The sequence below is a fragment of the Granulicella sp. dw_53 genome (assembly GCF_018449545.1).
Taxonomy (GTDB): domain Bacteria; phylum Acidobacteriota; class Terriglobia; order Terriglobales; family Acidobacteriaceae; genus Edaphobacter.
This window is the reverse complement of the sequence record NZ_JAAVUR010000005.1, coordinates 40,870-60,184: the sequence shown is the minus strand read 5'-3', so window position 1 is coordinate 60,184 and position 19,315 is coordinate 40,870. Positions and strand designations below refer to the sequence as shown.

General features: G+C 56.7%; 11 protein-coding genes and 1 tRNA gene. 9 read left to right on the top strand and 3 right to left on the bottom strand.

What is annotated here, in order from left to right; all coding sequences use genetic code 11:
- Positions 1–278: 278 nt before the first annotated feature.
- Positions 279–3,029 carry a TonB-dependent receptor gene (locus HB393_RS09385; RefSeq protein WP_213804919.1) on the bottom strand — a complete coding sequence of 917 codons (2,751 nt, stop codon included), beginning with the start codon at positions 3,027–3,029 and terminating at the stop codon, positions 279–281.
- Between the two features lie 1,528 nt (positions 3,030–4,557).
- The gene (locus HB393_RS09375) at positions 4,558–5,916 is read right to left on the bottom strand and encodes a GTP-binding protein (RefSeq protein ID WP_213804917.1); all 1,359 of its coding nucleotides are present in this window, start codon (positions 5,914–5,916) and stop codon (positions 4,558–4,560) included.
- Positions 5,917–6,703: 787 nt separating this feature from the next.
- Here HB393_RS09375 and HB393_RS09370 point away from each other — a divergent pair.
- The 8 genes from HB393_RS09370 (at position 6,704) to eutC (ending at position 13,911) form a co-directional block, all read left to right on the top strand.
- On the top strand, positions 6,704–7,423 hold the full coding sequence (locus HB393_RS09370; protein ID WP_213804916.1) for a hypothetical protein: 720 nt from the start codon (positions 6,704–6,706) through the stop codon (positions 7,421–7,423).
- 45 nt (positions 7,424–7,468) lie between these two features.
- Entirely contained in the window at positions 7,469–8,311 is an 843-nt protein-coding gene (gene lgt, locus HB393_RS09365; RefSeq protein WP_213804915.1) for a prolipoprotein diacylglyceryl transferase, read from the top strand.
- Positions 8,291–8,364: transfer RNA gene (locus tag HB393_RS09360), tRNA-OTHER, on the top strand. Before lgt ends, HB393_RS09360 begins: the two co-directional genes overlap by 21 nt.
- 153 nt (positions 8,365–8,517) lie before the next feature.
- Positions 8,518–9,204: a hypothetical protein gene (locus HB393_RS09355; RefSeq protein ID WP_213804914.1), complete on the top strand. Its 687-nt coding sequence runs from the start codon at positions 8,518–8,520 to the stop codon at positions 9,202–9,204.
- A gap of 64 nt (positions 9,205–9,268) precedes the next feature.
- Entirely contained in the window at positions 9,269–10,645 is a 1,377-nt protein-coding gene (locus tag HB393_RS09350; protein WP_213804913.1) for an ethanolamine ammonia-lyase subunit EutB, read from the top strand.
- Between the two features lie 79 nt (positions 10,646–10,724).
- Positions 10,725–11,348: a TetR/AcrR family transcriptional regulator gene (locus tag HB393_RS09345; protein ID WP_213804912.1), complete on the top strand. Its 624-nt coding sequence runs from the start codon at positions 10,725–10,727 to the stop codon at positions 11,346–11,348.
- Positions 11,349–11,435: 87 nt separating this feature from the next.
- On the top strand, positions 11,436–13,058 hold the full coding sequence (locus HB393_RS09340; protein WP_213804911.1) for a DHA2 family efflux MFS transporter permease subunit: 1,623 nt from the start codon (positions 11,436–11,438) through the stop codon (positions 13,056–13,058).
- A 94-nt stretch (positions 13,059–13,152) separates the two neighbouring features.
- Positions 13,153–13,911 carry an ethanolamine ammonia-lyase subunit EutC gene (gene eutC / locus HB393_RS09335; RefSeq protein WP_213804910.1) on the top strand — a complete coding sequence of 253 codons (759 nt, stop codon included), beginning with the start codon at positions 13,153–13,155 and terminating at the stop codon, positions 13,909–13,911.
- A gap of 108 nt (positions 13,912–14,019) precedes the next feature.
- Here the strand turns inward: eutC and HB393_RS09330 are convergent, their stop codons facing one another.
- Positions 14,020–16,434 (bottom strand): phosphoketolase family protein, encoded by a 2,415-nt coding sequence (locus HB393_RS09330; RefSeq protein WP_213804909.1) that lies wholly within the window; start codon positions 16,432–16,434, stop codon positions 14,020–14,022.
- 396 nt (positions 16,435–16,830) lie between these two features.
- Between HB393_RS09330 and HB393_RS09325 the strand changes: the two genes are divergently transcribed.
- The gene (locus HB393_RS09325) at positions 16,831–19,254 is read left to right on the top strand and encodes an ABC transporter permease (RefSeq protein WP_213804908.1); all 2,424 of its coding nucleotides are present in this window, start codon (positions 16,831–16,833) and stop codon (positions 19,252–19,254) included.
- Positions 19,255–19,315: the final 61 nt, after the last annotated feature.

Sequence of the window (19,315 nt, the reverse complement as noted above, 5' to 3'; positions counted from 1 at the left end):
GATTTGCATGTCCAAAAATCTGGACGCAAAAGTTGGACGAAGCAACTAGAAGATTAGTTAGCACGCCCTAAAATTTAACGCTATCCTCTAAAACGTTCAGTATCTTACTAATTTTATTGCCTATTCGAAGGGAGACCGTTACGGAATTTACGGCGTGGGGCGATAGTTTCTACAGCGATGCGAGAAAATCGCGAAGAACTGCAGATCTCTGTAAAAGAAACGACAAACGCGTCTGGGCGTGATTCAAATCACGCCCAGACGCGCTCTATCCTTAGCTGCTAAAAATGGAATCCCAACTCAGCCGTCAACGCGCGCGGTGTCACATAGTGCGTACCGCTAAAAGTTGAAAGAAAGTTGTACAGGGCATATTTGTTGGTGATGTTTACACCCGTCAAACGCAGGCTCCACTTTCGCTTATCGCCATTGAAGAGATTGTCCTCGCCAATAGAAGCATCGAAGAGGTTTCGAGCTTGGATGCGCGGAGGGTCTTTATCATCGTTCTCCGTACCGGGCGCCGGGATGGCGACCAGTTTGGAAGTAAGCTGCGCAGCAAGGCACTGCGTAAGTCCTGCCGTGGGTGTTGCTCTAACACCAGCACAAGTAAGTCCAGCCTGAAACTGTTGGTCAGCCGTCAGCCCGGTTAGATTAACTCCCGGCTGCCCATTGATTGTGATCGAAGGTCCATTGTTCGCAGGATTGCAAAGGCTATTAGGATCGGTCACGTTGTAGCAAGGCACTGATCCGGCAGTCAAACCACTATCGAACCGCCAATTGAAACCGATCCATGGTCCACGCTTTACAGGTACCTGATACTGAACGTGCGTCGTTTGGTTATACCTCTCATCGTGATCGATTCGGAAAGGGAATCCTCCGTTCCCAACCGTAGCTCCCGCACCCGCAGTTTGCGGCGGGAAGAAGCGCGCTGCCACAGAGGACATGACGACGAAGGCAGAGATATTGTGGAAGTTAGGGACATCGGCACGAAGAGCAAATCCTGGAATTTTGGAGTTATGCCAATCGATAGGAAAGGTAATCGGGGTATTACCCAACACGCTGAAGTCGAATGCGTTGTGAGTATATTTCCAAATGTAGTCGCCGCTTATAACAAGATTCTTACCAAACGCCTGCTGCAGTCCGGCATGAAACTCATTGCGAAAGCCTGGCGTAAGCGTCGTGGATACACCAGGAGTGCAAGCCAGGAGAGGAGCTAGAACGTTGTTCCCGCAACCCTGGCTTGAAAGCACTAGATTTTCGTTGAACGGACTCTCCAGCGTACGTGCGTACGATACCCGCAAAACCGTGCCAGTTTGCTTAATGGTGTAAGCCACACCGACCCTTGGCTCTGCCTGGCGAGCTACGGTAAGACCGTTGTAAAGATCGCCACGCATGCCAATGTTGAAGAGCCAGTTGCCGGTCTTGATCTGATCTTGCACGTAGAGAGCAAGCTCTTTCACATCAGTGTGACCGAAGTAGTTGAAAAGACCGCCGCCACGAGTGAGATCGAAGGGAGTGAGGTCCGGGTTATAAGAGCCTCCAATTGAAGGGTCATTCGAGACGAAGCCCGCGTCTTCGCATTGGGTCGGACTGGTAAAGCCGGGTTGCGATGCACCCGTACCATCGACGCACGGAGAATTAAACGTGGGGTTCACAATGCCCAGGTTGTCATGTTCCCGTAGAAACGTCTGCGTATAGACCGCACCGATCTTGATGTTATGAATACCCTTCACATACGAGTAGTCCGTACGCAGGCCAGTGTTTGTCAAGGAACGATCCTGGGAGATGGATTGGCTCTGAATAGGACCCAAATCCGCGAGCGGGTTTGCGCTTGGGTAGTAGTTATAAGCGTCGCGACGCACGAAGGCACCAAAATTGAAGACCGAATAAGCACCGACGGTACGTGTGTAAGTCGGAGCAATATTGAAGGTAACAATCTTAGAGCGTTGATCCGTATCGCCGGAATTGCCGAAGATTGGGTTACTACCTGCTCCCCCGCTCACCACGTTAGAAACATTCAAATTATCGAAGGCATTCGGAGTCTGAAACCAGGAACGGCTTACTCCGAAGTTTACGTGGATGGAGTCCTTTGCGGACAACTGGCGATCCACACGATCAAAGACGTTCAATTCATTTCCCTTGTCGTGGAAAACCGCAAACTCCGGAGGGTCTAGAAATCGGCCGGTGTTAAGGCCATCGACCTCGATAAAGTTCCCCCATCGCGGTCCACCATAACTAAGGTCAACGGATCCTGTAGCCGAGCCGAAGGTTCCATAGGAGCTAGTAATCGCGCCCGTTGGAGTCGTCACGCCTTGGCCTGACCGGGTAGTCACCTGGATCACCAGGCTGGTCTTGCCCCCGAACTCAGCCGGAGGAGCACCGGAGATTACTTCAAGAGACTGAACCGATTTGGAAGGGATCTGATTCGAAAACACCTTGCTCTGCTGATCAGTGATCGGCTGGCCGTCGATTGAGAACGAATTCGAAGCGTGATCGCCCAACCCGTGGAAAAGTCCATTTGAATCTGCGGCAACGCCAGGAGACGCCAGGGTCACTAACGAGCTCAACGACGAAGACTGGCTCTCAAGTGGAAGCTTGTCAAAGAGACCACGATCCACATCCGTGTGAAAGGTGGAATCGTTCTCCAGCAGATCGCCGCTATCGACGGTGACAACGGTCGATGCCGTACCGACCTTCAACCCAGTCGTCAGATTAAGCGGAACCAACGAACGAACATCGATATCCTGTACAGAGTTCTCAAAGCCGAAGGACGAGACCACAAGATGGTAAGGATTCAGGGGAAGGTTAGTAAATTGATAGTGGCCCGCCGTGTCTGCCTTTGTATCTCTTCTATAACCACTAACAACGTTTTCGATGGTAACGTTAGCACCGGATAAAGCCGCCCCGGAACTATCGGTAACAACTCCATAAATGGAACCCGAGTTACCAGCAGATTGAGCAAAAAGACCTATAACTGGCCACAAAAAAACGAAGAAAATTATCGACGACAAGACACGTCGGATCGATGTGTTCATACACTACCTCCCAGAGCTAAACCTGATTTTTAAAAACGCGTTCTACGAGAGAAGGGCGTTTACAGGTGGGGGGCGAGTGAAGAGCGCAAACCGAAAGATGTTCTGAGAAGGGGCCGAAGAGGGCGGGACTTCTATAGGTGTAAAAACCTGGGCGATATCAACCACGACATAAGCAGTTACTGGTTGAACCACCACATGAGCCGTCACGCAGAGCGCGCAATCGGCATGTGTCTCATCACCCTGTGTATGGGAGTGTGAGACGGATAACGTGCCTCCAAGAATGACCAATCCAATGCACAAAAGACCGAGGAGCAATCTCCACGATATTCTTCCGGGCAGGGTTGTCATTTTTGCGTACATACCTCAAACTATAGCGCGACTTAGATCAAATTGGTAGCAGGTTGTGAAGACAATATATTCAAATGAAACGCTAACATGCACTTATTCGACGGGCTTCTATCCTCGTCGAAAAAGCTTCAGCCTGAACGAAAGATCCATCAAGGGCAGGAGTAAACAGCCAGACTCCCGTCCTCCGCAGTCACAGCTAGAAAGCTGTCGCCTGGAGACCACGCCATGTCTGTGATGGAACCCTTTAAAAAGCCGATAGCATCAGGACTCTCCCGCTTGCTTGGCTTCCAGAGAGCCAGCATCCCTTGCCCACACCCGGACGCCAAAGTCGAACCCGACCGTTGATAGGCCAACCTGGTAACAGGAACCCTATGATGATGGAGCACAGTCGGCTTTGTATGTGCCGGCCCTTTCCCTGAGCAATCCCACACTGTAATGGAAGAACCTCCGCCCGTCGCAAGATAGCGGGAACGGCGATCCCAGGCTAACTCTCTCACCTTAGTCGGATAACCCCACATCTGGAGTTCTTTGCCAAATCGAACAATCCAGAAATGGACCGTAGCATCCTGATTGCCATGGCAGAGATATCTGCCATCAGGACTCCAGGCAAGCGATAGCATCGACCCTTTCCACGAAAATGTCTGGTGAGGTCTTTCCGCCTCCTGTCGCCAGAACTGCAGTAGCCCGTAACAGGCAGACACAAGTTCGTCAGAGTCAGTCTTCCATGCGATTGCGGCGATCGTATGAGGATGGTCTGGATAAGTTCGAACTAACTCGCCATCCTTATTCCACAACTTCAGCTTGCGTCCAGCCGCAGTAGCAAGGTAACGACCGGAAGAAGACCAGGCAACATGCTCCACCCATTCATCCCCGCAATCTAGGACCTTCACCGAACGATGCTCGTTCGCTCTCCAGAATCGCACTTTGCCATCTTGACCGGCACTGGCGAGCAACGCATCCTGCGGATGCCAGACTACTGCCGTAGCACCAAACTGATGCCCCAGCCACTTTTGAACTCGCCACTGGTTCGGGACGTCAACGACATAGATAGAACCACTCGCAGACGCTGCGGCAAGTAACGCTCCATCCGAAGACCACGCCGTTGAGATTGCGGATTCATCCAGTGACGTATGCCAGAAGGGAGAGAGCGACTCAGTATGTTCTGGGGAATGCTTGTTGATTACACCAGGCATGCCTTGAACCTCTCATTGAGTGCATGCCGATCCAGGTTTCGTCCAATAAAAATAAGCTGGTTGTGTCGTTCTGCCTCTTTCCACGGACGATCCGGGCGTCCATCGAAGAGCATGTGTACCCCCTGAAAGACAAAGCGGGCTTGCTCTCCTTGAAAGCTCAGAACCCCCTTCATACGAAAGATATCCGTTCCCTGAGTTTGGAGAAGTCCGCTCATCCATTGATTGAACTTGCGCTTGTCTAAGTCACCCGGAGTCGTAATTCCTACGGAAGAAACTGCTTCATCATGTTCGTGATCCGGCTTGTATTCATGTTGCAGCGTTGGTGCAACAAGAACATCCCGGCTATAGAGAGCGGTCTGAAACTCCTCCGGACGATGCTCGGTAAAGAACGCATACTGTCCATCCATCACAATTTCAATCTCGAATTCAGCGGCCTTTCCACTCAACAGCAGCTCGTAGTGGGTTCCACCGGACACAATCTTGCTCCCCGAAGTTATCGATTTCTCTTTCTCCGAGAAGAGGAGTACCGCATCCATCTCGACGGATGCTAGTGCCTCTCGGGTAGAGGCTCCAACCGGAAGACAAGCGAAAGACATCGTCGGGTCGGGACCAATCTCAAGGCTAAGTCGATAGGAGCCAGCCGAGAGCGAATAAATACCGGCCCACTCAAACGGATACTCAGGCTCCATAAACTTCGGATCGACCTCAAGTGCACGGTCGAGATTGAAGCCTCCCACGTTAAGGACGGCATCGATCTCCGTCTCTGCATTTTGTGTGCGATAGATCTTCGCGGCAGCGTTCATAGAATGAATGCGAGCCTCCAATCGATTCAAATCGTCCGGCGTAACGAGATCGATCTTGTTAAGGAGAATCACGTCCGCGAAGGCGATCTGCTCCTTCACTTCGTCAGAATCGTCGATATGCTGCCAGACATGCTTCGCGTCCACAAGCGTCACAATACCGTCGAGCCGAAGCTTAGTCTGCATCTCGTCATCGACGAAGAATGTTTGCGCAACGGGGCCAGGATCCGCCATGCCGGTAGTTTCGACCAGGATGTAATCGAATTTATCGCGGCGCTTCATCAAGTTACCTAGAATGCGAATCAAATCTCCCCGCACTGTGCAACAGATGCAGCCGTTGTTCATCTCGAAGATCTCTTCTTCGGCCCCGATCACGAGTTCCTGGTCTACGCCCACCTCGCCGAACTCATTTTCAATAACGGCGATGCGCTTCCCATGCTCCTCCGTAAGGATGCGATTCAATAAGGTGGTCTTCCCTGAACCGAGAAACCCTGTAAGTACAGTTACAGGAACGCGAGAGTCTTTCTTAGCTACGGCAACTTCCATGATCCATCTCCGATACTTGGTTGATTTTCCTCTTGCATATCTCCTGTACGCCCCGCTCTGTAATTTGATCTATAGAGCGGTGCAACTTGAACTGGAGCCGCGGCGTGGCGGTCTGAAAGACGGCAATGACGGTTTCGATCGGCGGACATCCATCCTCTAGGCAAGCCAGCTCAGTGACCATGACAGTCGCGTCTTCTGTCAGCCCAAGCTGGTTCTGGACCTGCGTTTTAATCTCGCTTACACGCTTGGAGTACCGGGCATCGCGAGGAGTAAATAAATCCATCAGACACTTCCTCTTTAATGAGATTGATGTATCGTTATCAATATGTCAAGTCTAGTCATGTTCCCTCAACCCCTCGCACCCGTCTCAACCAAACGCCCATTATTGGGCCAGATCAACATCTGTAACGGTTGCTGTTGCGGACAGACTCATAAAGGGCATCCTGAGGTTCCGGTCGAATGGCTTAAGCAGGAGTGGAAGTATCGTGGACTCCTAAAACGGGTTCATCTGACAATCAGCGGATGCCTCGGTCCTTGCGATGTGCCGAACGTAATCCTGATTACCAGCGCTGAAGGAACCCAATGGCTCGCTAACATCTCGCAACAAAAACAGTACGCGATGCTTGCTGACTGGGCGGAGCAATCCAAACTTGCAGACGAGTTACTTTCTCTCCCAAAGGAGTTCGATTCACATCGGCTGGCTGCTTATCGAGACGGAGCAACCTGCGATGCACGGTAGCCATGTAACGAACGATCGTTGGCTCTATCAGATTGCGGGGAGCCTCCAATGACTCACTCCGCCCTTCTTACTTTTGCAGTGGCCCTGGGTCTGCGTCATGGTGTCGATCCAGATCACCTCGCAGCAATCGACGGGCTCTCCCGTATCAGGCCCTCACGTTGGAACGGCATCCTGTTCGCCATAGGACACGGCGCACTAGTCACTTTGCTGGCTGTCGGCATAGGTGGTCTCCTCGCCCGGAAGGTGGAGCCCTACGCTCCGTGGCTGCTGATCTCATTGGGTATGCTTAACCTTTGGCGCTTGAAATACCCAGCCACCCATCGCCACTTTGGCATCTCTCGACTTCGGTTCACAAGTCCCCTCATCGTCGGGATCATGTTCGGAGCCGGCTTTGAGACAGCAAGCCAGCTCTCTGCCCTTGTCCTCGCCGCCGATCTGAATCCCTGGATACTCGGCATCATGTTCTCCAGCGGCATGATGCTCGTCGATGGAGCCGATGGATACCTGGCCTCTCGAACGCAAAGCAATTCCATCTCCGGAGAAAAACGGGCTTTGCGTGCGTCGCAAGCTTTGGGAATCTTCGTGGTCATCTTCTCCTTCGGATTGGGTGGTGCGGAACTATTGCAAATGGACATGGATCGTATCGCCTTACCGATGGGCTGCACCGTCTTTGCCGGCTTGGTAGCACTTCGAATCTGGGGTTCGCGCGGGCAAGTCGAGACAAAGACAGCCACGTCCATGTTGCCGGGTAAACCCAAGATGCTTTAGGGCTGTTGCTTTCATACGACTTGTACCTCTTCCTGGAGTTCTCACATGCACGTATTAGTTGACGACATTACGCACCGGCAATACTGGGTCGACGATCTCGATCCCTGGATAGTTCACTTCTCTGGAGGTCTCGGTATCCGATGGTACGGATTTGCCTACCTTCTAGCATTCATCGTTGCAGCCTGGATCTTTTCACGATGGGCAAGGCAAGGTCGTCTACCAATCTCCGACGATCAGGTTCCGACATTCATTACCTATTGCGCAATAGGAGTCATGATAGGTGGAAGACTTGGCTACTGCTTCTTCTATAACGCCCACGAAGTATTCCTTCATCCAATGGAGATAGTCGCCATCTGGCATGGCGGAATGGCCAGTCACGGCGGCATCCTTGGCCTTGTTCTTGCCATCTGCATCTACGCCTATCAGCAGAATCTAGATCCTCGGCTCTTCCTCGATGCGGCGGCAGTAGTAGGTCCACTTGGGATTGCGTTTGGGCGCATCGCAAACTTTATCAATGGAGAGCTATGGGGCAGGCCCGCATCTGTTCCCTGGGCCGTAATCTTTCCTGATGCGCCACTCGTCAACGGAATCGATGCCCCTCGACATCCGAGTCAACTGTATGCAGCCGTTATGGAAGGCTTACTCGTATTCCTCATCGCTCAATGGACCTATGCCAGAACTAGCAAGCCCGGGCTGACCACCGCCGTCGTATGCATCGCCTACGGAGTGGGCCGCTTCATAGATGAGTTCTGGCGTCAGCCAGATCTTGGGCAACCAGTGTACTGGACATGGATGAGCAAGGGCCAACTCTTGACGATACCCGTCATTGCAATTGGCATCGCATGGACAATTCATACGTACAAACAAGGCGCGGTACCCAAGGGGTAAGGGAAGGGTCGATCGGCCCTGATGCGCCGGTTCGAGTCCGGTCCGCGCCGCCAACTTCAAGTCTAATTTTACGAATAAGTAACTCACTTAGATGCAGTAGTTTGCACTAACTAACTCAAAGAAGATCCTGCCTGAAGCCTCGTCGCTGTTGCGATTGACGACAGTCGAGGTTGCGTTTGCAGGTCGGCAGGTCGCAAGATATTCCGATGACTGTAATCGTCACACGATTCCTTACATCAGCCCTTCTCCTCGCATCCTTCGAGATCACGACCATCTCGAAGGCCCAGACTCCCACCAACGCTGCGGCCGCACCTACCTCGGCGCCACCCCAACAGCCAGCGCTAACCGCCTCCTCGATCCTTCAACCTGCCTTAGATAATCTTCAACAGACACTCGGAACCCTACGGCTCGAAAAGTGGAAGGCCTCCAACGTCATACGCGAGGAGACGGACGCCAACCTCAGCTCCATCCACCGCGATCTGGACACCACCCTCCCTTCGTTACTCTCCACCGCAGACGCGGCACCCAACTCCGTCTCCCGAATCTTGCCTGCCTTTCGCAACATCGAAGCGCTTTACGACGTCCTTCTGCGCGTCACGCAAGTGGCAAAATTAGCCTCTCCCGGTCCGCAGAGCGCCGCACTCGATCAAGCCACAGCCAGTCTCGACGAAGCTCGCCGCGCTCTTGGCGACCGCCTGCAATCTGCCGCTCTAGCTCAAGATAAACAGGTCGCTGACCTTCAGGCCGCTCTCCGTGCAATTCCCCCTCCGCCGCCGCCCACGCCACCTGCGCCACCACCTCCGGCTCCACCAAAGAAACGCAAGAAGGCAGCTCCAAAGCCCACCCCTGCGCCGGCAACCTCCCAAGGCAGCACCACAACAACCCCACACTAAAAATCTTTAATATCCGGTTGCCAAGACGGTTGCCCCCCACGCTATCTGCTAGCGTAGGAGCCAGATGCCCTACGCCCACACCATCGGCAGCGTCCGTTACACCTTCGCTACCCTTGCCGACCTCCTCGCCAAGGCCACCCCCGCACGCTCCGGAGACATCCTCGCCGGCATCGCCGCCTCCAGCGCCCAACACCGCATCGCCGCCCAGATCGCCCTCGCCGACCTTCCCCTCACCGCCTTCCTCCATGAGCCCATCGTCCCCTACGAGTCCGACGAAGTCACTCGCCTCATCCTGGATACCAGCCAAAGCACCCTCTCCGTAGAAGCCTTCGCCCCCATCGCCTCCTTCACCGTAGGCGAACTCCGCGACTGGCTCCTCTCCGACCAGGCCACCACCGAGCGCCTCGCCGCCCTGGCCCTCGGTCTCACGCCAGAGATGGCAGCCGCCGTCTCCAAGCTCATGCGCCTGCAGGACCTCGTCCTCGTCGCTCGCAAGATCTCCGTCGTCACCCGCTTTCGCACTACCGTCGGCCTCCCCGGACGTCTCTCCACGCGCCTCCAGCCCAATCACCCCACCGACGACCCCGCAGGCATCGCCGCCTCCATCCTCGACGGCCTCCTCCTCGGCTCCGGCGACGCCGTCATCGGCATCAACCCCGTCTCCGACTCCCCCGCCACCGTCACCACGCTGCTGCGCCTCATCGATCAAGCTCGCTGCCGCTTCGCCATCCCCACCCAATCCTGCGTCCTCGCGCACATCACCACCCAGATGCAAGCCATGCAGCAGGGCGCTCCCCTCGACCTCCTCTTCCAATCCATCGGCGGCACCGAAGCTACCAACACCAGCTTCGGCGTCAGCCTCTCTCTCATCGACGAGGCTCATCAGATGGCCCGCAGCCTCAAACGCGGCGGCATCTCGGACGAAACAGGCGGCGAAAACATCATGTACTTCGAGACCGGTCAGGGCAGTTCCCTCAGTGCCAACGCCCACCACGGAGTCGACCAGCAAACTCTCGAAGCCCGCGCCTACGCTGTTGCTCGCCACTTCTCTCCTATGCTCGTCAACACCGTCGTCGGCTTCATCGGTCCCGAGTACCTCTACGACGGCAAGCAGATCCTCCGCGCCGGACTCGAAGATCATCTCTGCGGCAAGCTCCTCGGCCTGCCCATGGGCTGCGACATCTGCTACACCAATCACGCCGAAGCCGACAACGACGACATGGACGCTCTCCTCACCATGCTCGGGACCGCAGGCGTCAACTACATCATGGGCGTCCCCGGAGCCGACGACATCATGCTCAACTACCAGTCCACCTCATTCCACGACGCCCTCTACCTCCGCACCCTCCTCCACCTTCGTCCCGCCCCCGAGTTCGAAACGTGGCTGACCTCCTCGCACCCCAAACGCCTCTCCCTCCCGAACCTGATCTCAAAACTCTAATCAAAACCTACTCTACCGAGATGCTAAAATAGAGACCGGACGGTTTCATCTTGTCTCGGCAAAATCACCTAAGGTGCCCATGAGTAAAGGCGAAGAAACCCGGCAACGCATCATCGCGCAAGCTGCTCCGCTCTTCAATCAACGTGGCTACGAAGGATGCTCCATCCAGGACATCATGTCTGCGACCGGCCTCGAAAAAGGCGGCATCTACCGGCACTTCGGCAGTAAGGAAGAACTCGCTGCTGAAGCCTTCGACTTCGCATGGACTCTTACCTCGACCCATCGCCGCCAAAAGCTCGACGAGATCCCAAACCACGTCGACCGCCTCAAACAATACATTGCCAACTTCGTCTCCCGCCCTCGTCTCCCCGGTGGCTGCCCTCTGCTAAACACCGCCGTAGACTCCGACGATGGAAACCCGATCCTCCGTGAAAAAGTCCGGAAGGCTCTTCGTAACTGGAAGTCGCTTCTGGAAAACATCCTCAACGAAGGCATCATTGCGGGAACCATACGCCCCAATATTGATCCCCTGAAAGTCGCTTCCGTCCTCATCGCAGGTCTGGAAGGCGGAATGCTCATCAGTCGCATCGAGCGCTCCGACCGCGGCCTCCACAACACCCTCGAATTCCTGGACGCTTATCTCGAAATGGAAGTCCGGAACCCCATAAAAATCAGCAAAAAATCGGACCAGCCCGTCAGATAAATTAAAAACATCCGCTCCCTTCCCGAGACCCTCTAAACCAAAGAGACCGCCCGGTTCCAAATCGAGGCTGATTAGGATAAAAATGCTATGCCCGCAACAGCAACGACAGGAGAGGCCACGACCTCTCCACCGCGGACCAGACGAGCCGTTAATCCCTGGGTAATCGCACTCACCGTCACCCTCGCGACTTTCATGGAGTTGCTCGATACCTCCATCGCCAATGTCTCACTGCCCCACATCGCCGGAGGTCTCGGCCGCAGCTTCGACGAAGTCACCTGGATCATCACCACCTACCTCGTCGCCAACGCCGTCGTCCTGCCGATGAGCGCGTGGTTCAGCCGCGTCTTCGGCCGCAAGAACTACTACATGGCCTGCGTCGCTCTCTTCACGATCACATCCTTGATGTGCGGCCTCGCCCCCAGCCTCGGCATCATGCTCATCAGCCGCATCCTTCAGGGCATCGGAGGAGGAGGCCTCGCCCCCGTCGAACAGGCCATCCTCGTCGACACCTTTCCTCCCGCGCAACGCGCCTCAGCCTTTGCCCTCTATACCGTAGCCATCGTCACCGCCCCCGCCATCGGCCCCGTCCTCGGCGGTTGGATCACCGACAACTACACATGGCGCTGGGTCTTTCTCATCAACATCCCCATCGGAATCCTCTCCCTCTTCCTGACCAACCGCTTCGTTCACGACCCACCTTCTTTCGAAGAAGAGCGTAAAAATGTCCGCGTCAACGGCAAGCTTCACATCGACGGCGTCGGCATCGGCCTCATCGGCCTGGGCTCAGCCTGCCTTGAGATTCTCCTCGATCGCGGTCAAATCGACGATTGGTTCGGCTCTCCCTTCATTATCTGGATGTTCGTCATCGGCGCTGCCAGCCTCACCGCCGCAGTCTTCTGGGAGCTCAATCAGAAAGACCCCATCATCGACCTGCGTCTCCTCAAAATTCGCAACTTCGCCATATCCAACGTCTTCTACTTTCTCTTCGGATTCGGTCTGTGGGCCTCCACCACCATGATTCCGCAGATGCTGCAGTCCCTCTACGGCTACCGCGCCACCGACGCTGGCCTCGTCCTCGGGCCTGGCGCCTTCGTCATCACCTTGCTCTCCCCTGTCGGCGCCCAACTCGTCCAGCGCGGCATCATCCACCCGCGCCTTCTGCTCTTCGGAGCCGTCCTCGTCGTGGGCATCTCCTTCCTCCACTTCAGTCACTTCAACCTCGACACCGACTATCAGCACTATGCCCTCGCCCGCGGACTCCAGGGACTGGGTTACGCCTTCTTCTTCGTTCCGCTCACCGTCATCAGCTACTCCCAACTCAGTCCTGCCCAGAACAACCGCGCCTCCTCACTCACCAACTTCTTCCGCAACTGGGGTGGTAGCTTCGGAATCGCCTTCTTCACAACCGTCAGCGAGCGCCGTCAGAACTTCCATCAGTCCAGCGTCGGCTCCAACCTCACCTCCTCCACACACTACCTCCAGCAGTCCATCCATCGGACTACTGCCTACCTCCAGTCGCAGGGCTTCTCGCACGCAGACGCAGTCAACGCCGCATACGCGCGCTACTACAATCAGCTCCACGCCCAAACCCAGTTTCTGGCCTTCATGGATTGCTTTCATCTCATCGGCATCATTACTCTCATCGTTGCCCCCCTCGTCCTCGTCACGAAATACTTCAAAGTCGGAGGCAAAGCTCCCGCCGGCCACTAGAGCATTCTCCTGCAAGGTTGTAGGAGAATTACTCTCGGCAGGTGCGACACCGTCTACACTGAGATCGGTATAAGTCCACTCTCTCGGAGTCGCGATGAGCGAACTACCTTCGGTCCCCATACCGTCGCTCGACCTGCGCGACTACACCTCCGCCCGCGTCGCCCTCACCCGCAACGGCGTCAGTCTCTCTACCCGCGACTCCCTCGACTTCGCACTCGCCCACGCTCAAGCCCGCGACGCCGTCCACGCAACCCTCAGCCTCCCCTCGCTCCTCGAAGCCCTCCGCACCCGTAACCTCCCGGTCATCACCCTCAAGTCCGCCGCCCCCGACCGCGCTACCTACCTCCGCCGCCCCGACCTTGGCCGCACCCTAAACCCAGCCTCCGTGACCCAACTCGCCACCTATGTCCCATCTTCGCAGCGCGACACCCTCGCCATCATCTTCGCCGACGGTCTCTCCGCCCTCGCCTTAGACCGCCACGTCATCCCTCTCCTCGACGAACTCCTACCTCTCATCGCCCAATTCATCCTCACCCCTATCGTCATCGTCGAACAAGCACGCGTCGCCATCGGAGACCCCATCGGTCAAGCCCTCCACGCTGACCTAAGCTTGCTCCTCATCGGCGAGCGCCCCGGCCTAAGCTCCCCCGACTCCCTTGGCGCATACCTCACCTTCGCCCCCCGTCCCGGACGAACCGACGCCGAACGCAACTGCGTCTCCAACATTCGTCCACAGGGCCTCGACTACCCAACCGCCGCCATCAAAATCGCAGCCCTCGCCAACGAAGCCCACCGCCGCCAACTCGCCGGCATCGCCCTAAAAGATCTCGCCCCAACCCTCCTAAAAACATAGAAACCACAGCAATCAAAAACAAAAAAATGGCCACCAGTCCAAAGACCAGCAGCCACTTTATCCGTCTTTATCGGTGTAATCCGTAAAATCGGTGTTAAGCCTTTGCGGCTAGAAAGGCCACTTCCATCCCCGCATCTCCGGCCGATCGATCCCATTCTCATGCGCATAGTTAACGCTGTCGATGATCTCGCCCTTCAGCCACTCCTTCGTATGCGCTGCCTTCTCCTGCAGCCCCGGAACCCGGTCGATCACATCGATCGAGATATTGAACCGGTCGACCTGATTTAAGATCGCCAACTCCAGCGGTGTGTTGATATTGCCCTTCTCCTTATATCCGCGCACATGGAAGTTGGAATGATTCGCCCGCCGGTACGTCAACTTGTGAATCAGTGAAGCATACGCATGGAAGTTGAAGATCACCGGCTTGGTCTTCGTAAACAAGCTGTCGAACTCACGATCCGACAAGCCATGCGGATGCTCCGTCTCCGGCATCAGCCGGAACAGATCCACCACGTTCACGAACCGTATCTTCAGCTCCGGGCAGCGCTCCCGCAGAATCGCCACCGCGGCCAGCGACTCCGACGTAGGAATATCGCCAGCACACGCCAACACCACATCCGGCTCCTGCCCTTGGTCGTTGCTGGCAAAGTCCCAGATCCCGATCCCCTTCGTGCAATGCTTCACCGCCGTATCCATATCCAGATACTGCAGATGGGGCGCCTTGTCCGCGACGATTACGTTGATGTAGTTCTGGCTCCGCAAGCAGTGGTCTCCCACGCTCAGCAGACAGTTCGCATCCGGTGGAAGATAGATCCGCGTTACCTCCGGGCTCTTGTTCGTCACCACGTCGAGAAAACCCGGATCCTGGTGCGTAAATCCGTTATGATCCTGCCTCCACACCAGCGACGTAATCAACAGATTGATCGAAGCGATCGGAGCCCTCCACCGCAGCTCCAGCTTGCTCTTCTCCAACCACTTCGCATGCTGGTTGAACATCGAGTCGATGATGTGGACGAACGCCTCATACGAAGAGAAGAATCCATGGCGGCCCGTCAGCACATACCCCTCGAACCAGCCCTCCAGCGTATGCTCGCTCAGCATCTCCATCACCCGGCCATCCGGCGAGAGATCGCCTCCATCCGCATCCTCAGGCTTCGTCTCCTCCATCCACGTCTTGCCGCTCGCCTCGTAGATCACCTGCAGCTTGTTGGAAGCCGTCTCATCCGGTCCGAACACGCGGAAGTTCGTCATGTTCCTCTTCATCACGTCGCGCAAAAAATGCGCCAGCGTATCAGTCGAAGAGACCTCCTCCTGTCCGGGCCTCTCCACCTTCAGCGCGTAGTCGCGAAACTCCGGCAACACCAACGGCTTCAGCAGCGTTCCGCCATTCGCATGGGGATTCGCCGAAATTCGCCTCGTCCCCACCGGAGCCATCTCCCTCAACTCCGGAATCAGCGTGCCCTTCTGATCGAAGAGCTCCTCCGGCTTGTAGCTTCGCAACCACGTCTCCACCTGCTTCAGGTGCGCCGGATTCGTCACCGGATCCAAAATCGGAATCTGGTGCGCCCGCCACGACCCCTCAATCTTGTGTCCGTCCAGTTCCTTCGGCCCCGTCCACCCCTTCGGCGTCCGCAGAATGATCATCGGCCAATAAGGCCGCTCGGTCGATCCGGTCTTGCGTGCATTCTCCTGGATCGCGCGAATCTCGTTGATGCAATGCTCCATCACCGTGGCCATCTTTTGATGCATCACCGCCGGGTCGTCGCCCTCAACCACATATGGAGTCCACCCCAAACCCTTGAACAGATACTCCAGCTCCTGCGCTGGAATCCTCGCCAGAATCGTAGGGTTCGCGATCTTGTAACCATTCAGGTGCAGTATTGGCAGCACCGCGCCATCTCGGATCGGGTTCAGAAACTTGTTGGAGTGCCAGCTCGTAGCCAACGGCCCCGTCTCCGCCTCGCCATCGCCCACCACCACCGTCACAATCAGGTCCGGATTATCGAACGCCGCGCCAAACCCATGCGAAAGGCTGTACCCCAGCTCCCCGCCCTCATGAATCGAGCCCGGAGTCTCCGGAGTGCAATGGCTCCCGATCCCACCCGGAAATGAGAACTGCTTGAAGAACCGCTGCATCCCGTCAAGATCTTCGCTCTTATCCGGATAGACCTCGGAGTAGACCCCCTCCAGATAGCTGTTCGACAAAGTCGCCGGCGCCCCATGCCCCGGCCCCGAGACATAGACCACATTCAGGTCGTACTTCTTAATCAGCCGGTTCAGATGTACCCACGTAAACGTCTGCCCCGGATCCGATCCCCAGTGCCCCAGCAACCGGTTCTTGATGTGCTCCGCCTTCAACGGCTCCCGCAACAGCGGATTCTCGCGCAGGTACAGCATCCCCGCGCAAAGGTAATTACAAGCCCTCCAGTAAGCGTCGATCTTCCTTAACTCATCCGCCTGTAAGGGTTGTGCATTTGGATCGAGGGTAGAACTCAGAGGCGACTCAGAGGCGATAGGTGACATTAAAATCTCCTGATTCTTCATTTCGCGAACAGGCAGGCGAAGACGCCCGCAGTGAGTTGCAAATAGGATAGATCCGATCCGAGCCGTATGGAGTGGCATCCCCAAGAACAACGAACCCATACGCCCAGCCTACTCCCACTCGCTCAGCAAAACATCACAACACTGTGACGCCCATCACATCGACCGACCGCGGAAAGCCTATGTGGGAATCCGCCTTCATTTTTTTCAGTCGACCAGCGAACGATTTCCACCTCGGGACGTCTTACGGAAAGAATCCTCAAGTCTCAGCCCCAAAGCCTTAAAACAGAAAAAGTTAGCCGTATCTTAATTGAAACCGGAACAAAGAACCTTCGAAGTCCGTAGCTGCTCCATACGACACCAATCCTGAGGCGTTCGATGCAGAATCTTCTCCGCAATCTCCGTTACACCCTGCGCATGCTGTGGAAGAATCCCGGCCTCACCCTCACCATCCTCTTCACGCTCGCCTTGGGCATCGGCGCCAATACCGCCATCTTCACGGTAGACTACGCGACCCTCCTGGCTCCCCTGCCCTATCCCCAGCCCCAACAACTGGTCGTCGTCTGGTCGAAGATCAAGACCTTCCGCAACGGCATCTCCGCCGGAGACTTCACCGACTGGAAGCAGCAAAACTCCTCCTTCCAGGATCTCAAAGCCGTCACCGGCGGCTCCTTCAACATCGCCAGCGCCGAGCAGCCCGAAAACATCGACGGACAGCAAGTCACCGCCGGCTACTACAACATGCTCGGCCGCCCCTTCTTTCTCGGCCGCGACTTCCTCCCCGAAGAAGGCGTCGACGGCAAGAACCACGTCGTCATCCTCACCCACAAGCTCTGGTCGCACCTCGGCGCCGATCCAAAGCTTGTCGGCCACACCATGCGCATCAACGGCGAACCCTACACCGTCGTCGGAGTCCTAGTCCCAGGCCTCGCCGACCGCGGTAACGCCCAGGTCACCGTTCCTCTCGTCTTCAAACCCGAGCAGCTCAACCACGACTTCCACTGGCTTCTCTCCATCGGCCGCCTCAAACCCGGCGTAACCATCCAGCAGGCGCAAGCCGACATGGATAACGTCGCCAAACACATCGCCGAAGCCTACCCCAAGAGCAACAAAGGCTGGGGAGTCATGGTCGAACCCCTCCAGAACGACTTCCTTCCCAGCGACCGCAAGCTGACCCTCTGGCTCCTCCTCGGAGCCGTCGCCTTCATCCTGCTCATCGCCTGCGTCAACGTGGCCAACCTCCTCCTCGCCCGCGGCATGGCCCGGCAAAAAGAGCTCGCCGTCCGAACCGCCCTGGGAGCCAGCCGTCGAGCCATCTTCACCCAACTCCTCACCGAGAGCCTCCTGCTCGCCTTCGCCGGCGGTCTCCTCGGCATCGGCATGGGCTACGCGATGCTCCGTGCACTGGTGGCCATCATGCCCCGCAACACCTTACCCTCCGAGGCCGACCTCCACCTCAACATCCCCATCCTCATCTTCACCCTCGCCTCCACCACCCTCGCCGGACTGCTCTTCGGCAGCGCCCCCGCCTGGTACGCCTCCCGCATCGATCCCGGCGAATCCCTCAAAGAGGGTGGACGCTCCGGCACCGGAGCCAGCCGTCACCGACTCCGCCAAAGCCTCGTTATCGGAGAGTTCGCCCTCGCCCTTGCCCTTCTCGCCGGAGCCGGCCTCGCCATCCACAGCTTCCTCAACCTCCTCCGTGTCGACCTCGGCCTCCAGACCGACCACATCCTCACCTTCTTCCTCCCCGTCCCCGACTCGCGCCCCAAAGACCCCGAAAAGATCGTCGCCTACTACCGACAAATGCTCTCCAGCATCAACGCAGTCCCCGGCATCTCCGCCACCTCTGCCTCCACCGGGATGCCCCTATTCGGCGCCGGCTTCGGCATGCCCTTTACCATCGTCGGCAAACCCGCCTTCAACGATCCCTCCATGCGCCCTCTGACGGGCTTCGGAATGTCCACCCCCGGCTTCTTTCAAACCTTCGGAATTCGCCTGGTCAACGGCCGCGCCTTCAACGAGCAAGACACCGCCTCCAGCGTCAAAGTCGCCGTCGTCAACGAAGACTTCGTCAAGAAGTTCCTCAAAGGCTCCGACCCGCTCCAGCAGCGCATCTCCGTCGAGCAACTCATCCCCGGCGTCACCAAACTCGGTCCTACCATAGACTGGCAGATCGTCGGCGTCTATCACAACGTCCGTAGCGGCGGCCTGCGTGAAGACCGTCCCGAGATGCAGATTCCCTTCTGGCAAATCCCCTGGCCCGGCGCATCCATCGGAGTCCGCACCGCCAACGACCCGGAGGCCATGATCAAAAGCATCTCCGCCGCCGTCCACTCCGTCGATCCGGAGATCGCCCTCGCCGAACCGCGCTCCATGGATCAGGTCCGCGACCTCGTCCTCTCCAACGACCGCTTCACCCTCATCCTCTTCGTCTGCTTCGCCGTCGTAGCGCTTCTGCTCGCCGCCCTCGGCGTCTACGGGGTCATGTCCTTCTCCGTGGCCCAGCGCTCGCACGAGATCGCCCTCCGCATGGCCCTCGGCGCAAACCGCAGCCGCGTCGTCTCCCTCATCGTCCGCGAAGGCATCGCCCTCGCCGGCATCGGCCTGGCTCTCGGACTCGTCGGCGCATACTTCGTAGGCCGCGGAATGCAAAGCACCCTCTACGGAGTAGGCAAAATCGACCTCTCCGTATTCGCCTCCGTAGCTCTTCTCCTGCTCCTCGCCGCGATAGTGGCCTGCTTCGTCCCCGCCCGCAGAGCCGCATCCGTCGAACCCATGCGGGCCCTCCGCGCCGAATAGCCTGCGAGGAATCTCTCAGCACCAACCGAATAATTCTGTCCAATTACGAACAGGCTTTTCT

Excerpts from the sequence above, each read along its gene's own strand:
- eutC (WP_213804910.1), top strand. The coding sequence starts at position 13,153 with ATGAGCGAACTACCTTCGGTCCCCATACCGTCGCTCGACCTGCGCGAC.
- HB393_RS09340 (WP_213804911.1), top strand. The coding sequence starts at position 11,436 with ATGCCCGCAACAGCAACGACAGGAGAGGCCACGACCTCTCCACCGCGG.
- lgt (WP_213804915.1), top strand. The coding sequence starts at position 7,469 with ATGCACGTATTAGTTGACGACATTACGCACCGGCAATACTGGGTCGAC.
- HB393_RS09345 (WP_213804912.1), top strand. The coding sequence starts at position 10,725 with ATGAGTAAAGGCGAAGAAACCCGGCAACGCATCATCGCGCAAGCTGCT.
- HB393_RS09370 (WP_213804916.1), top strand. The coding sequence starts at position 6,704 with ATGACTCACTCCGCCCTTCTTACTTTTGCAGTGGCCCTGGGTCTGCGT.
- HB393_RS09325 (WP_213804908.1), top strand. The coding sequence starts at position 16,831 with ATGCAGAATCTTCTCCGCAATCTCCGTTACACCCTGCGCATGCTGTGG.
- HB393_RS09385 (WP_213804919.1), bottom strand. The coding sequence starts at position 3,029 with ATGAACACATCGATCCGACGTGTCTTGTCGTCGATAATTTTCTTCGTT.
- HB393_RS09355 (WP_213804914.1), top strand. The coding sequence starts at position 8,518 with ATGACTGTAATCGTCACACGATTCCTTACATCAGCCCTTCTCCTCGCA.
- HB393_RS09350 (WP_213804913.1), top strand. The coding sequence starts at position 9,269 with ATGCCCTACGCCCACACCATCGGCAGCGTCCGTTACACCTTCGCTACC.
- HB393_RS09330 (WP_213804909.1), bottom strand. The coding sequence starts at position 16,434 with ATGTCACCTATCGCCTCTGAGTCGCCTCTGAGTTCTACCCTCGATCCA.
- HB393_RS09375 (WP_213804917.1), bottom strand. The coding sequence starts at position 5,916 with ATGGAAGTTGCCGTAGCTAAGAAAGACTCTCGCGTTCCTGTAACTGTA.